This window comes from Shimia isoporae (assembly GCF_004346865.1).
Classification (GTDB): Bacteria; Pseudomonadota; Alphaproteobacteria; order Rhodobacterales; family Rhodobacteraceae; genus Shimia; species Shimia isoporae.
The window spans coordinates 1722456-1736214 of sequence record NZ_SMGR01000001.1 but is presented as its reverse complement, the minus strand read 5'-3'; the positions used below and the strand labels follow the sequence as shown (position 1 = coordinate 1736214).

The window sequence follows — 13759 nt, the reverse complement described above, 5'->3', positions numbered from 1 at the left end:
AGGGGATGATCGCAATTTGTTCAGGTTGAAATGCTTGCAGCAAGTTTGAGGTCGCTAGAAACGGCGCCATGCGCGACCGAATTGAAAATAAAAAACCGTTTCTTCGGGGCCGCGTGCAATGTCGAGACCCAGATCAATACCCAGACGCCGTGCGATCCTGTAGCGCACACCCGTGCCATAGGTCGCTTTGATCTTTCTGTCGGCTCCGGCAGTCTGATCGTCAGCCCATCCGATACCGGTAAACCCGACAACGCGCCAGCGGTCGGCGATCCGGTAGGTTGCTTCAAACTCGGCAGAGTAAGCCGCGTCGCCTTGATAACGGATGGCAGGGATTCCGCGCAGGTTGATCGCCGGCAGGACAAAGAATGGCGCGTTTCCGTTCACGGCCTCGGCAACAAATTTGCCGCCCAAAGTGAGACGGTCGGTGGGGCTGCTATAGGTAAAGACCGAGGCGATGCTTTTTGTGTAGTCAAAGTCGCTACCGACGGCGTCATCAAAGCGGATCACGCCAAGACGGGCGCTGGTTCCGGAAGTCGGTGTAAAGGTATTGTCCAGAGAGTAATAGTCGAGAACCAGACCAACGCCGGACAGTGTGGCATTCAACGCCAACGGTAGAGATGCACTGCCGGAGAGCCCTTTAAAACGGACATCGGCGTCGGTGTAGCGCCACGTGCCGCCGGCATACCAGTTGCTTGATCCCAATTGATACGTGGCGGTCGCAGAGGCCATGCCGCCATTTATGTTGTAGCGAAGGCCCGTTGACGATCCGAGGTAGAAATCGAGGTTTATGTCGGTCAGGGCAGCAAAACCGGAGAGCTTCAGCTTGCCGTTGGCATAGGTTCCTTCATGAAACGCTGCATAAACTTCAGAGCCGTTGCCAGTAAAGAGGGCGGCTGCGCCTGTGAAATCCGGAGGAATATCGTTGTCCGGGTCTGTAGGTCCGATAAAGCCGAGCGCTATGCCAAGACCATTGTCAATCGCCGGTTCCGTGATTGCGAGCGGGAGCGGTAGGAAGCCGCCCTTGCTCAGCCATTCCGACGCATCAAGGTTGTTGTCTTCGGGATCTACGAAGTTCTTACGGAACCAGCTTTCTTCTTCAGCTTGCAAAGCGGATGCGCTGAAAAGGAGGCCCAGACATGCGCAAGCTGTCGCAACGAGTCCCGAAATTGGTTTGGCCTGCCTTACGCTCCGCAGCGGATTCGATTTCGATACCAGAACCTCAAGAATTGAATAAAACCTCATCCGAGCAGCCTAAGTTGGAAACGGCGTTTTATTCAAAGACTTTCCTGAATGTGCGTGTGATCCGGGCACAAAAAAGGGCGCTCCTTTTGGAGCGCCCTATGATTTTGTTTTGGCTTCGGATCAAAGCAGGGCTTTGACCTTTTTCACCACGTTCGCCGCGGTGATGCCGAATTTTTCGAACAATTCACCGGCTGGGGCAGATGCGCCGAAGCTGTCCATGCCGACGAAATCAGATTTGCCTGCTCGGGCGCGTTCGCCGAGTAGCCATTGATCCCATCCGCCCGCACGCACGGCGGCCTCGATGCCGACGCGAACTGATTTGCCCGGAGGCAGGATCTTGCGGCGATAGGTTTCGTCCTGAGCCGCGAAGAGTTCCATGCAGGGCATAGAGACAACGCGTGTGCCGATGCCTTCGGCTTCCAGCAACTTCTTGGCTTCCATTGCTACGGAAACCTCCGAACCGGTGGCGATCAGAATGGCCTGACGGTCCCCCTCTGCATCCGCGAGAACATAAGCGCCCTGTGCGGTCAGGTTCTTGAGCTTGTGCTCGGTGCGCAGTGTCGGGAGATTCTGACGTGTCAGAGCCAGAACCGACGGAGTTTCCTTGCTTGTAAGCGCGATTTCCCAGGACTCTGCAGTCTCTACAGAATCAGCCGGGCGGAACACGTATGTGTTCGGGGTCGCACGGCAGATCGCGAGGTGTTCTACTGGCTGGTGCGTTGGCCCGTCTTCACCCACACCGATGGAGTCATGGGTCATGACGAAGACTGTCGGGATCTTGCTGAGCGCGGCAAGGCGCATCGAAGGACGCGCATAGTCCGTGAAGCAGAAGAAGGTGCCGCCATAGGGGCGCATACCGCCATGCAGGGCCATACCGTTCATTGCAGCGGCCATACCGTGCTCGCGGATGCCCCAATAGATGTAGCGGCCTTTGCGGTTGTTTGTATCGAAGATGCCAAGGTCTTCGGTCTTGGTGTTGTTCGAGCCTGTCAGGTCGGCGGAACCACCAACGGTTTCCGGCATGATCGGATTGATCGCGGCCAGAGCCATTTCGGAGGATTTCCGCGTTGCCACGCTCGGCTGTTCTTCGGAAATCTGTTTTTTGAGATTCCTGATGGTGGCCGAAAGTTTGCGCGGCGCTTCCAGAGCATAGGCCCGTTCAAAGCGGGCACGTTTGCCGCTGCCAGCGTCGGCAAAGCGGGCTTCCCAAGCTTCACGTTCGGCTGCACCACGGCTGCCAATGGCTTCCCACTGGGACTTGACGTCGGCAGGCACTTCGTACGCATCGCCCGGCCATCCATAGAGCTCCTTCGCAGCGGCGAGTTGCTCGGCGTCCGTCAGAGCGCCGTGGCCCTTGGAGGTGTCCTGCGCCGCGTGACCGATCGCGATATGTGTTTTGCACGCGATCATGGAGGGGCGTTTGGTTTTCTTGGCGGCCTCGATGGCTTCGTCGATTGCTTCGGGATCGTGGCCGTCGATTTCCTGAACGTGCCAGCCGGAAGCGCGGAAACGATTAACCTGATTGGTGCGGTCGGACAATTCGACGGAACCGTCGATGGTGATGTTGTTGTTGTCCCAGAAGACGATCAAGTTGCCGAGTGAGTGGCGACCTGCAAGGCCGATGGCTTCTTGGGAAATGCCTTCCATCAGGCAGCCATCACCGGCAATCACATATGTTTTGTGATCCACCAGCTTGCGGCCATATTGTGCGCGCTGGATTTCTTCGGCCATTGCAAAACCGACCGCGTTGGCAATGCCCTGTCCCAGTGGACCGGTGGTGGTTTCGACGGCGTCGATCAGGAAGTTTTCCGGGTGGCCTGCGGTCAGCGCGCCCATCTGGCGGAAATTCTTGATCTGATCCAGCGTCACTTGGGAGTCGCCCATCAAGTAAAGCAGCGAATAGATCAGCATGGATCCATGACCGGCAGACAGGATAAACCGGTCGCGATCTGGCCAATTCGGCGCAGACACGTCGAACTTCATGTGCTTTTCAAAGAGTACTGTAGCAACGTCGGCCATGCCCATCGGCATGCCGGAGTGACCGGAGTTGGCACCGGCAACCGCGTCAAGCGCGAGAGCGCGGATTGCGGTAGATTTCATCCAGTGTTCGGGGTTCTTTTCGCGTAGGGCAACGATGTCCATGAGGCAGCTCCAAAAATGCCATTGCGGGGTCGATTTCTGAATAGCAGCGAATAGATAAAGTGCAAGCAGCGAGATTGGCTTGAGGGGGTCAAAACGCACGCTAATGCGCGTTTGAGAGCGCATTTTCGCCATTTAGAGGCATTTTTGGTCATTTCGGTTCCGGTGAAATTCGCACAATTCCTTACAAGGTGTGGCGCGTGCAAAAAGAACGTGGCAAAGTGGCGCTAACGACAATGATCAGAATGATTGACGACAAGGGACGAGGCACATGAGTGATATCACCGACCTGGAAAGCAGACTGAGCGCCGCCATAGAGCGAATTGGCGCTGGAGTTGCGACTTTGGGTGCGGCCCCTGCGGAGCCAGCGGATCGGGCTGAAGACATGACCGCGGAGGTCGAAAGCCTGCGCCGCGCGCTGGAAGGCGAAGCTAGTGCGTCGGCCCAGCTTGAAGAAAGATTGCGAGCGGTGACGCAAAAGCAAGAAGAACTCGAAGCCGAACTGGCCAAGGCACAAGAACAGGCCGAGACGGCCGAGGGGGAAGTTGCCGAACTGCGTGCAAAAGTGGACCAAGACAGCGAGGCCGGAGATGAGGCCGACGCGCGTATCGACGAGTTGACAGCGAAAGTCTCGGAGCTCGAAAGTGCGCTTGAGGCGGAAAAGACGGCGCGGATCACCGCAGAGGCCGACGCGGAAGGAGCGCGCGCCGCGCTGGCGGCTGCAGGCGCGGGAGATGGTGGCGAGGCCCTGTCAGCCAACCGCGAAGCGATGGAGCAGATGGCACAGCGTCTGCGTCGCATGCGCCGGATGAGCAAAGGTGTACGTGAAAATAATGAACGTCTGCGGGCAGTTGCTGAAGAGAAAGTCGTGGACGCGACACTGATCAACGACTCCTTGCGCGTCGAAATTGATAGTCTGAAAGCGCAACGAGAAGCCGAAATGGCCGAAGCAAGCGTGATCTTGACGGGCCTGGCGCCGATGCTGGCGGTTTCGGAAACCGCGACGCTCGAAGCAGCAGGTGAGACCAGCGAGGAGGACGCGTAATGCCAGAAGTTCAGATCGAAGTCGGTGGTCGCATTTTTGAAGTGGCCTGTCAGGAAGGCGAACAGCATTTTCTTGAGTCTGCAGCCAAGATGCTGGATGCGGAGGCGCGGGTGCTTGTCGGGCAGGCGGGTCGTGTGCCGGAAGCCAGAATGCTGTTGATGTCCGGCCTCATGCTGGCGGACAAGACCGCGGGCGTGGAAGACAAGCTGCGGGAAATGGAAGCCAAGCTTGCCGCGGCGGAGAAAGCGCTGGAAGAGGTCAAAGCGGCCGGACCGGAGCAGGTTGAGGTGGCGGTCGTGCCCAGCGAAGTGACAGATAAACTTGCGGAACTTGCTGCACGGGCCGAAGCCGTAGCGGATCTGGTGGAAGAGAAAGCCGGATAAGCAAAAACGCGATTGATTTTGCGGGATGCCGCCTGCGCTTGATGGTGCGGGCGGTTTTTTTGTTTCGCGGCCCGCAAGCGAAAGTTAGGCGCGTGGCGTAGAACACGTCGGCGACGTCTTCTGTAGACCGGAGTGTCATGGAGGCAAGAATGGATGAACAACGTTCGACCTATGATCACGTGGAGCATTTCAATCATTGGCAGGTCGCGCTTTTGATCGATCGGGACCGAACCCAGTCGCGGTGGACACGTGGTGTATCAAGCGAAAAAGCCCTGCCGGATTGGCAGGGCTTTTCAGAGAGTTATGAGGGGTAGCTTAAGCGTTCGCTTCGCGGATTTTGTCCGCCGCATCTTTGTCGTAAGCCACGCCGTTGTCTTCGAACATGGTGTCCAACTCGCTGGAGAGGACCATTTCAGTGATGATGTCGCAGCCGCCAACAAACTCGCCTTTGACGTAAAGCTGAGGGATGGTGGGCCAGTCAGAGTAGTCCTTGATGCCTTGGCGTACAGCGTCATCTGCCAGAACGTTCACGTCGGTGTATTCGACGCCCATATAGTTCAAAACGCCCGCAACGCGTGAGGAGAAGCCGCATTGGGGCATGTCCTTGGTGCCTTTCATGAAGAGCACTACGTCGCTGGCTTTGACGGTTTCGTCGATCTGGTCTTTTACATCGGTCATGTTGCGTTTCCTTGTGACGGCAAGGCCGTGTTTTGGTTGCCCTCCATATAGGGCGAAGTTCTTCGGTTTGCCAATGCGGCCTTAGTTTTATAGTGGGCCGGACGGGGTCACTTTTGCTTGTTTTCCGGTACAAACAGCTTGGCGTAGGCCTGTGGGTCCTTTGGGACTTTCCATGTGGTGACGTTGCCACCGCCCATGCCGGATTGATAATCGGACCGCAAAGTGTGGTTGTCAGGGTCGCTGTCATCCTGTTCGATGGGGTCGCGATTACGGCCGTGGTAGGCAAGAACAGCCCCCATTGCGATGACAGAAATTATGAGAAATCCCAGGAAATCCAACGCGTTACCTCCGCGTCCGGCCGGGGTTGCGTGTTGCCTGGCGATGGGCCTCGAGCACGGTGGCGCTGACCACCAGCAAACTCAGACACCCGATGCCAAGCAGGACATATCCCATCAGTCCGGTGCCCGTGTTGTTAGAGCGAGGGCATGTAGTTCGCCGTCAGGGCCATCCATTTTTCCTTTTAGGGCTGCGTAAACCGCGCGCTGCTGCTGTACGCGGTTTTTGCCGCGAAAGCTTTCATCAACCACCATCGCGGACATATGGACACCGTCCGTTCCGCCGATTTCGATTTCAGCGTTCGGGAAGGTCTCCCGCAGGAGGGTTTCAATCTGTTGCTGGCTCATGGGCATCTTCGTGTGTCCTTGTGTTTGCGTCTTGAGAAAAATGTAGGGCCGCGCGACGGGCTCTGCAAGCCGATTAGCTGCGTGTGACGAAGGGGGCGAGCGAGCGCACGAATTCCGGCATGTCTGCGAGAGCGTCCTGAAGTTCGGGATCTTCGAATGCCCAGATAGATTTTGGGTTTTCGGGACAAAGCGCGGTGACTTTCGCAATCAGCGCTTTACGGACCTCATCGGGCAGGGGTAGTTTTGACGCTTCTTTCAGGATTGTCAGAGCTTCGTGGATTGGGCGCAAAACCCGCAAGGCGTAAGTCATATGTTCCAACAGATCAGGATCGTCACGCCATGTTTCACCGTCGAAGAGATCCTGAGTTACCCGCTGGCCAGCACCGGCGCAGGAGTAGGCGACGCAGCCCCCGAAACCACGTGGTTTGAGATCTGCGTGTATCGTGCAATCAAAACAGCTCTCTGACAGGTTCGGACAAGCGGTGTCCGCGTCTTTGAGGATCGCGAAATCTTCGTTCTCCTCAAAAGGATACGCTGCGCAGCAAAGGGCTGCACAGCGTGAGCAATCATCTGTAAGTGCCGGAAAGTTGGGCACTTTGTCGATCATGGCTTAGGCGACCGCTGCAGCAAAGCTGGAGCGGAACGTTTGCGCAAGTTCCGCTAGTGAAGCTTCCGAGCCGCCGAATTTCACTGTGTCACCTGTGAAGCGGCCAACAGAAGTGATCGGAACGCCGGCCTGTTGTGCGTTGATCATCAGCGCTTCGGCCTGATCAAAGTTACAGGCAACCAAGTACCGGGCCTGATCTTCGCCGAAGAGGGTGGGTGTGTCGTCCATATCCAGATGCACGCCAACGCCTGCAGCCTCTGCAAGTTCGAAGGCCGCGAGTGCGAGACCACCGTCCGCAAGGTCTGTGCAGGCTTTGATCAGGTCGCGGTTTTCGCGGACAAACTCGCCATGCTTGCGTTCTGCATTCAGATCAACGTGTGGCGCATCACCATCTTCCCGGTTGAAGACTTCGCTCAAAAGCGCGGACTGGCCGAGATGACCGTTGGTTTCGCCGATGAGCAGCGCGACATGGCCGTCACGGACTTCGCCCAGAATAGGTTCTTCGCCCGCTGCGATCAGGCCCACGGCGCCAATGGTCGGTGTCGGCAGGATCGCAGAGCCATCGGTTTCATTGTAGAGCGACACGTTGCCCGACACGATTGGCATGTCCAGCGCAGCGACTGCTTCGCCGATGCCTTTGATTGCGCCGACGAACTGGCCCATGATCTCTGGCTTTTCGGGGTTGCCGAAGTTCAGGTTGTCTGTGGTGGCAAGTGGCTTGGCGCCAACCGCAGAGAGATTGCGGAAAGCTTCAGCCACAGCCTGTTTGCCGCCCTCCGTCGGGTTGGCTTTAACGTAGCGCGGTGTCACGTCGGAGGTGAAAGCGAGTTTTTTGTCGGTGCCGTGTACGCGGATCACACCGGACCCCATGCCCGGACGCTGTGCCGTGTCACCCATGACCGTGGTGTCGTACTGCTCGTAGACCCACTGCTTGCCTGCGTAGTTCGGAGAGGCGATCAGGGCTTTCAGGCCATCGATGGCGTCAATTTGCGGTACGTCCGCGAGTTCTTCTGCGGCAGGGGTTTCCACCCAAGGGCGGTCGTATTCCGGCGCGCGACCCGAGAGCGGGGAAAGCGGCAGGTCCGCTTTGACCTCGCCGTTATGCATGATCAGGAAGCGGTCTTCGGCAATGGTTTCGCCAACGATCGCAAAATCAAGGTCCCATTTTTCAAATACGGCGCGCGCTTCGGCTTCAAGTTCCGGTTTGAGAACCATCAACATGCGTTCTTGAGACTCAGACAGCATCATTTCGTATGCGGTCATGTTGTCTTCGCGCTGCGGTACGTCTTCGAGGTTGAGCTTTACGCCCAGTTTGCCTTTGTCGCCCATTTCTACTGCCGAGCAGGTAAGCCCTGCGGCGCCCATGTCTTGGATCGAAATCACGGCGCCGGTTTGCATCAGCTCCAGCGTGGCTTCCATCAGCCGTTTTTCGGTGAAGGGGTCGCCAACCTGAACAGTGGGGCGTTTTTCTTCGATGGTGTCGTCAAATTCCGCAGACGCCATGGTCGCGCCACCAACGCCGTCACGTCCGGTTTTAGCACCGAGATAGACTACGGGCATGCCGATGCCGGACGCAGCGGAATAGAAGATGCTGTCCGTTTTGGCGAGGCCGGCAGCAAATGCGTTTACCAGACAATTGCCGTTGTATGCCGGGTGAAAGCGAACTTCGCCACCGACGGTCGGGACGCCAAAGCAGTTGCCATATCCGCCCACACCCTCGACCACACCGTTGACCAATTGACGGGTCTTGTGGTGGGAGGTTTCGCCAAACGAAAGCGAGTTCATTGCCGCGACGGGGCGTGCACCCATGGTGAACACATCACGCAAAATGCCGCCAACACCGGTGGCGGCACCTTGATAGGGTTCGATATAAGACGGGTGATTGTGGCTTTCCATTTTGAAAACAACAGCGTCGCCGTCGCCGATGTCGACGATCCCTGCGTTTTCACCCGGACCGCAAATGACCTGTGGCCCGTCGGTCGGTAGGGTGCGCAGCCATTTCTTGGATGATTTGTAAGAGCAGTGCTCGTTCCACATCGCCGAAAAAATACCGAGTTCGGTAAAGGTTGGTTCGCGGCCGATGATCTCGAGGATCAGTTCGTATTCGTCAGGTTTCAGTCCATGAGCTTCGATCAGATCGGTGGTGATGGCCGGTTCCTGCATGTCGCGAGAGTCCCCAAAATAAATAGCGTTTGGGGGGCTTTTAGGGCAGGTGGACCAAAAGGGAAAGGGGGTAGGGGAGGAAGCTTAGAACCGCTGGCCAACGTAGACGTACAAAGTGTCCTCACCGGCATCGTTTCGAGCAACATCTACAGAGAACATGGCCTTGAAATTTTTTGAAATCTGGTAACGCGCGCCGATGCCGTAGGCGACGTTTGCACCCGCGTTGTCGAGCTGTTCGAATGTTGGGCCGGAAAAACCCGCGCCTGCGAAGGCGACACCGCTGATGCGGTTTGTGAAGTTGTGACGAACTTCGGCCTGAAAAGATAGAAGTCGCGAATTGAGATATCGGGTGGGGTTAAATCCACGGAACCCGTCCGTTCCCCCAATCGAACATTTGTCAAAGAACGGAGTTTTGTCGGCAGCCACGCAACCCGTGACGCGAAACGCGAGACTGGAACGATCTCCCAATGGCCGATAGCCGGTATAGCGGGCGGTGAACTTGTGATAGTGGCTATCGCTGCGGTTCAGCAGTTCTCCGTACATGGCGTCGAGATCGAGGAAGTAGCCCGAGCGGGCGGAGAAAGTGTCGTCGCGCGTGTCGATTTGGAAAAGTGCAGACAAACTGACCAGTTCTGCAGTTATGAGCGGCAAATTCGGCGCGCTCGAATTGGACCGGACATAGGCCAGCGTCGTGTCCAGATATCGCAGACGCGCCCCAGCAAAGGTGTCGTCGTCTACGGCTCGCAAGCCTTGAGTATTCAGAACAATACCGTCCTGCCGAACTGGAAATCGAAGAGAGCCGATGTAGAGATCGTAGAACATGTCGGCCTCGCCAGCGGTGAGGCTGAGTTTCCATTTGTTCTCGTTGAAGGCAAAATTCGCGCTGAGTGCTGTGGCTGTCGAGCCGTTTTCCGAGCGCAGAGTACCAACGCCGATGATTGACGTGTCGCTGGATTGATCGGTTTTCAGGAGGTAGCCGAAACCCAAAGCGAGTCCCGCACCTACAAGTTCATTTCTGAACGGGATGGGCGCGACAACCACAGAGCCGCTCCGTAATCCCACGTTTTCCTTGTTTGCGAGCTGGTCGATTTGCTCTGTAAGGACTTCGGCCCCAGTGTCGGCAATCGCTGGCACACTCAGAAAGGTTGAGGCGAGGATAGCGCCGGCCTGAGACAGCCGGCGCAATTTGGTCAGTCGGCGCGACATGGGACTTAATCCGGTCCCTTAGCCGGCGCCGCGCCGCCGTCGGCGGCTTGTTCCCGCGCGGCTTCGGTTGCCGCGGCGGTGATGGCCGCCTTGTCAGCGTCGGATAGGTCGTCGGCGGAATCCACGCCCGGGATTGCGACGCGCACTTCGCGGCGGGCGAAGTCGATGCCGTTCTCGGCAAACTCGGCTTTGACGCGGTTGTAGATCTCCTTGCGGATCATGAACTGCTTGCCCGGCTTTGCCATAAACTTGCCGCGGATGATCATGCCAACATCGTCAATGTCAAACACGCCCTGAGATTTGAACGGTTGAAGGAAATCATCCTTGTACAGTTCGTCCTGAAGCATGTCCTGGCCGATCTTTTTGAAGATCTTTTTGACCTTGTTGGGGTCCGTGTCGAAAGGCACGGTGAACTTGAGCTTCATGATCACCCAGTCTCGGGAGTAGTTGGTGAGTTTGGGGATTTCACCATAGGGGATGGTGTGCACGGGACCGCGATGGTGGCGGAGTTGCATTGAGCGGATCGATATCTTTTCTACCGCGCCCATGGTCCCGTCGATCTCTACGTATTCGCCAGTGCGGAAGGCATCATCCACGAGGAAGAACACGCCGGATACAACGTCAGTCACGAGTTTCTGTGCGCCGAAACCAATAGCCAGACCAGCGATACCTGCACCAGCGAGGAGCGGAGTAATGTCGACGCCGAGGTTGCCAATCGCGAGAAGCGCGAAGATCACAATGATTGTGCCTTGTGCCGTGACAAGCGCCAGAGGCAGGACGGTAGAAAGGCGGGAGCCGCCGCCGCCGCCCATTTCGTCCCCGCCCGCGTCCTCTTGGCTCAAGCCAAGGGCGGTGTGCTCAGCCGCCAACCTTCGGTTGATCCAGAGCGAGACGCCTTCGTAAACCACGTAGCCGACGATGACTGTCATTGCGAAGCTGAACAGGTTATCGCCGATTCCGGCACGATCCTGAAGCAAACTGCCGAGAGACAGGTTCCAGGTGCGTGCTATTAGCGAAAGAAGAATTCCGACGGCGATAACGCGACCGATGCGAACGTAGCTGCGTTTTGTTGCCAAGTAGGCTTCCTCGGCGACCTTGCCTTCTCCGATCATGGGCGGAACGAGGTGGCGAACCAATCCCCGGATAGCAGTGTCGATCACAGGCGCCAGAAGCAGCAAGAACATCGTGGAGTAGTGAGCGCCAGCGACCAGAAGCTGTACTTTTCCGAGCCCTACGAGTGTGGAAACGATCACCCACATGACACCGGCAACTGCGATCGCGAAGTAGGGATAGCCGCGCGCCATCATTTCGTCGAACTCGGTGTTGTCTGGATCAGTGCCGCGCATCATGTCGCTGAGACCTTCGCGCGCGGTCCAAGCAATGAACGCAATGTAGACGTAGACCGCACTGTCCAGCCAGAAACCGATGCGGGTTTCGCCTGCTGCCACTCCATTGTTCATGTTGAATTCGACAATAAAGAGCGTGAAGCCGCCCAACAGCATCAGCCCTGTGATGTGGCGATGTATGAACTTGGCCCAGTGGTCAGAAACATTCACAAGGCGCAAATCTGCGCGTTCCGGCGCCATCATGAAACGCGAGAACGCCGCTGCGACACGGGGCATCCAGATTAGGTAGCCGACAAACGGACCGACAAACAGGATGTCATGTTCGCTGAAGAGAGGACGGCCAATAAGCCAAAGCGTGAAGTAAAAAACGATCAGACCGAAGATCTCTCGGAAGAAACGCTTGATCAGGAAGGTCAATGCTTCGCGCAGGCTGTGCTGGGGTTCGTTTGGGTCCGGGTTGCGGATCTTGACGAGATAGGTACGGACCGCAAATTCGACCGCAAACCCAACCGCAAGAATGAAAGCAACCAGCCCAAAAAGCGTAAGGACACCCCCTAAGCCTCCGTAGTCTTTTACAAAATTGGTGATGGCCTCGCCTTGGCGAATAAATAGAACGGGAAGCTTCTTCACGGCATCGACGAGTTGTGAACTGAACGCTGTCCAAAGAGATGTTGCAACATCGATCACGGATTTCGGTTCGGCTTGGACGTTGTCCTGCATGGCCACGGCGTCAAGCCTGTCGAGCAGCAAGGCGCGTACTTCGTCGTCAGACATGCGCGCGACCATGGCGTTGATCGCTTCGGGGGTCATCTCCTCAGGCGCGATTGGCTCAGCCTCGGTGGATGGCGCTGTCGTGGTGGGCATTGGAAGGGTTTGGGCGACAGACGACTGGCCTGTCAGAAAGAAGGTCGCTGCGACAAGCAGCATAACCTGAAAAATACGCGACATGGACTCAACCCGGTTGATGAAAACTTTTTCTTTCACAGTCGGGATTTAGGAGGCATCCGTCAAGCAAACATGCACGCGCGTCGCGGGTGTTTTGTTGGTGCGTTTGCGGGGAGAACCGGCTTTTGGATAAAAAAAGGGCCGAGCGATAAGCCCGGCCTTAGTCCAACAGGGAGGTATGAAGATGATGCGCCGTTAGGCAATCACCGTCTTCTCGAGATGAATTAGTAGTCAGTTTTGAATCGTTCAAGGGATAACCTGTCGCAAGTGCAGCATGCCCGCTATGCGGGTGGTGCATAGCTCAGGGATTCCCTTTTTGACTCAATTGCTTGCGGTGAGAAATGATCTCTTCCTGAACGAAGTCCCTGAAGGCGGAAATGCGCTTGGATTGGCGCATTTCTTCGGGATAGGCCAAGAAAACAGGGATTTCCGCGCTTTCGCTTTCCGGCAAGACGCGTGTCATGTCCGGGAAGTCCTGGATCACATAGTCAGGCAACACACCGATACCGAGGTCGTGCAGTACCGCTTGAAGCACTCCGAAATAGTTGTTCACATAAAGCATCGACGTGATGTTGTTGGCGAGCAGCGTTTGCACATAGGTAGCACCAGCACCAACCTGTTCGGAGTTTATGTTCTGACAGATGAGGCGGTGGTCAGCCAAATCCTCAAGAGTGGCAGGCGTTCCGTGACGTTCCAGATAAGCTTGGGTCGCATAAAGGCGCATCCGAACGCTCATCAGGCGTTTGCGGATCAGGTCCGCCTGACTTGGCTCTTTCATGCGAATGGCGACGTCGGCCTCGCGCATGGGCAGGTCCAGGACTTTTTCCTCGAGCATCAGGTCGATGTTTAGGTCCGGATATTTTTCGTAAAGGTGCGGCAGACGGGGGGCCAGCCAAAGCGTGCCGAAGCCGATCGTGGTTGTCACCCGCAACTCACCGAACACTTCTTCTTCGCTATCGCGGATGCGCGCCGCAGCGGCGTCCAGACGTTTGTTCATTGAAGAGGTGGCGTCAAACAGCAATTCGCCCTGTTCGGTGAGAATCAAACCACGAGCGTGTCGGTGGAACAGGGTGGTGTTGAGAGATTCTTCCAGCGCGCGAATCTGGCGGGACACCGCCGATTGGGACAGATGCAAAACGTCGCCTGCGTGGGTTAGGCTGCCAGCGTCGGCAACGGCGTGAAAGATTCTGAGTTTGTCCCAATCCATCCGGATAACTTTCTTGTTCGTAGGCTTCTTATGTTGAAACGCCTGCAAATATTGCTTGCAAATTCAGACCATAAGCAAAAATCGTGAAAGGTGCATCTCAAAAAATGATTGCATA

Annotated in this window: 13 protein-coding genes; 3 read left to right on the top strand and 10 right to left on the bottom strand. The window is 56.6% G+C overall.

The features are described from left to right. Positions 1-54: 54 nt before the first annotated feature. Together BXY66_RS08490 and tkt are read right to left on the bottom strand one after the other, a co-directional pair. On the bottom strand, positions 55-1242 hold the full coding sequence (locus tag BXY66_RS08490) for a BamA/TamA family outer membrane protein (RefSeq protein ID WP_132859699.1): 1188 nt from the start codon (positions 1240-1242) through the stop codon (positions 55-57). Positions 1243-1362: 120 nt separating this feature from the next. Further along, the gene (gene tkt, locus BXY66_RS08485) at positions 1363-3384 is read right to left on the bottom strand and encodes a transketolase (RefSeq protein WP_132859698.1); all 2022 of its coding nucleotides are present in this window, start codon (positions 3382-3384) and stop codon (positions 1363-1365) included. A 268-nt stretch (positions 3385-3652) separates the two neighbouring features. On the opposite strand from tkt, the gene BXY66_RS08480 reads away from it, so the two are divergent. The 3 genes from BXY66_RS08480 (at position 3653) to BXY66_RS20445 (ending at position 5123) form a co-directional block, all read left to right on the top strand. Next, the gene (locus tag BXY66_RS08480; RefSeq protein ID WP_132859697.1) at positions 3653-4426 is read left to right on the top strand and encodes a coiled-coil domain-containing protein; all 774 of its coding nucleotides are present in this window, start codon (positions 3653-3655) and stop codon (positions 4424-4426) included. Beyond that, positions 4426-4809, top strand: a complete 384-nt coding sequence (locus BXY66_RS08475; RefSeq protein WP_132859696.1) for a cell division protein ZapA — start codon at positions 4426-4428, stop codon at positions 4807-4809. Before BXY66_RS08480 ends, BXY66_RS08475 begins: the two co-directional genes overlap by 1 nt. A gap of 149 nt (positions 4810-4958) precedes the next feature. Beyond that, positions 4959-5123, top strand: coding sequence for a hypothetical protein (locus BXY66_RS20445; protein ID WP_165929130.1), 165 nt, complete (start codon positions 4959-4961; stop codon positions 5121-5123). Position 5124: 1 nt separating this feature from the next. Here the strand turns inward: BXY66_RS20445 and grxD are convergent, their stop codons facing one another. From grxD to BXY66_RS08435, 8 genes are all read right to left on the bottom strand, one after another. Further along, complete coding sequence (gene grxD, locus BXY66_RS08470) at positions 5125-5487, bottom strand: Grx4 family monothiol glutaredoxin (protein ID WP_132859695.1); 363 nt, start codon at positions 5485-5487, stop codon at positions 5125-5127. 107 nt (positions 5488-5594) lie between these two features. After that, positions 5595-5825, bottom strand: a complete 231-nt coding sequence (locus tag BXY66_RS08465) for a hypothetical protein (protein WP_243694326.1) — start codon at positions 5823-5825, stop codon at positions 5595-5597. A gap of 114 nt (positions 5826-5939) precedes the next feature. Beyond that, positions 5940-6176, bottom strand: coding sequence for a BolA/IbaG family iron-sulfur metabolism protein (locus BXY66_RS08460; protein WP_132859694.1), 237 nt, complete (start codon positions 6174-6176; stop codon positions 5940-5942). A 67-nt stretch (positions 6177-6243) separates the two neighbouring features. Continuing rightward, positions 6244-6777, bottom strand: coding sequence for a hypothetical protein (locus BXY66_RS08455; protein ID WP_132859693.1), 534 nt, complete (start codon positions 6775-6777; stop codon positions 6244-6246). Between the two features lie 3 nt (positions 6778-6780). Then, on the bottom strand, positions 6781-8940 hold the full coding sequence (gene purL, locus BXY66_RS08450; protein WP_132859692.1) for a phosphoribosylformylglycinamidine synthase subunit PurL: 2160 nt from the start codon (positions 8938-8940) through the stop codon (positions 6781-6783). Positions 8941-9024: 84 nt separating this feature from the next. Beyond that, positions 9025-10146: a BamA/TamA family outer membrane protein gene (locus BXY66_RS08445; RefSeq protein ID WP_132859691.1), complete on the bottom strand. Its 1122-nt coding sequence runs from the start codon at positions 10144-10146 to the stop codon at positions 9025-9027. 5 nt (positions 10147-10151) lie between these two features. Next, on the bottom strand, positions 10152-12440 hold the full coding sequence (locus BXY66_RS08440) for a mechanosensitive ion channel family protein (RefSeq protein ID WP_243694325.1): 2289 nt from the start codon (positions 12438-12440) through the stop codon (positions 10152-10154). A gap of 298 nt (positions 12441-12738) precedes the next feature. After that, the gene (locus BXY66_RS08435) at positions 12739-13644 is read right to left on the bottom strand and encodes a LysR family transcriptional regulator (RefSeq protein WP_132859690.1); all 906 of its coding nucleotides are present in this window, start codon (positions 13642-13644) and stop codon (positions 12739-12741) included. Positions 13645-13759 lie beyond the last annotated feature (115 nt).

What these genes read in the sequence shown, in the direction of transcription:
- BXY66_RS08440 (WP_243694325.1), bottom strand. Translation starts at nt 12,440, where the DNA reads ATGTCGCGTATTTTTCAGGTTATGCTGCTTGTCGCAGCGACCTTCTTT.
- BXY66_RS08460 (WP_132859694.1), bottom strand. Translation starts at nt 6,176, where the DNA reads ATGCCCATGAGCCAGCAACAGATTGAAACCCTCCTGCGGGAGACCTTC.
- BXY66_RS08435 (WP_132859690.1), bottom strand. Translation starts at nt 13,644, where the DNA reads ATGGATTGGGACAAACTCAGAATCTTTCACGCCGTTGCCGACGCTGGC.
- purL (WP_132859692.1), bottom strand. Translation starts at nt 8,940, where the DNA reads ATGCAGGAACCGGCCATCACCACCGATCTGATCGAAGCTCATGGACTG.
- BXY66_RS20445 (WP_165929130.1), top strand. Translation starts at nt 4,959, where the DNA reads ATGGATGAACAACGTTCGACCTATGATCACGTGGAGCATTTCAATCAT.
- grxD (WP_132859695.1), bottom strand. Translation starts at nt 5,487, where the DNA reads ATGACCGATGTAAAAGACCAGATCGACGAAACCGTCAAAGCCAGCGAC.
- BXY66_RS08455 (WP_132859693.1), bottom strand. Translation starts at nt 6,777, where the DNA reads ATGATCGACAAAGTGCCCAACTTTCCGGCACTTACAGATGATTGCTCA.
- BXY66_RS08475 (WP_132859696.1), top strand. Translation starts at nt 4,426, where the DNA reads ATGCCAGAAGTTCAGATCGAAGTCGGTGGTCGCATTTTTGAAGTGGCC.
- BXY66_RS08445 (WP_132859691.1), bottom strand. Translation starts at nt 10,146, where the DNA reads ATGTCGCGCCGACTGACCAAATTGCGCCGGCTGTCTCAGGCCGGCGCT.
- tkt (WP_132859698.1), bottom strand. Translation starts at nt 3,384, where the DNA reads ATGGACATCGTTGCCCTACGCGAAAAGAACCCCGAACACTGGATGAAA.
- BXY66_RS08490 (WP_132859699.1), bottom strand. Translation starts at nt 1,242, where the DNA reads ATGAGGTTTTATTCAATTCTTGAGGTTCTGGTATCGAAATCGAATCCG.
- BXY66_RS08480 (WP_132859697.1), top strand. Translation starts at nt 3,653, where the DNA reads ATGAGTGATATCACCGACCTGGAAAGCAGACTGAGCGCCGCCATAGAG.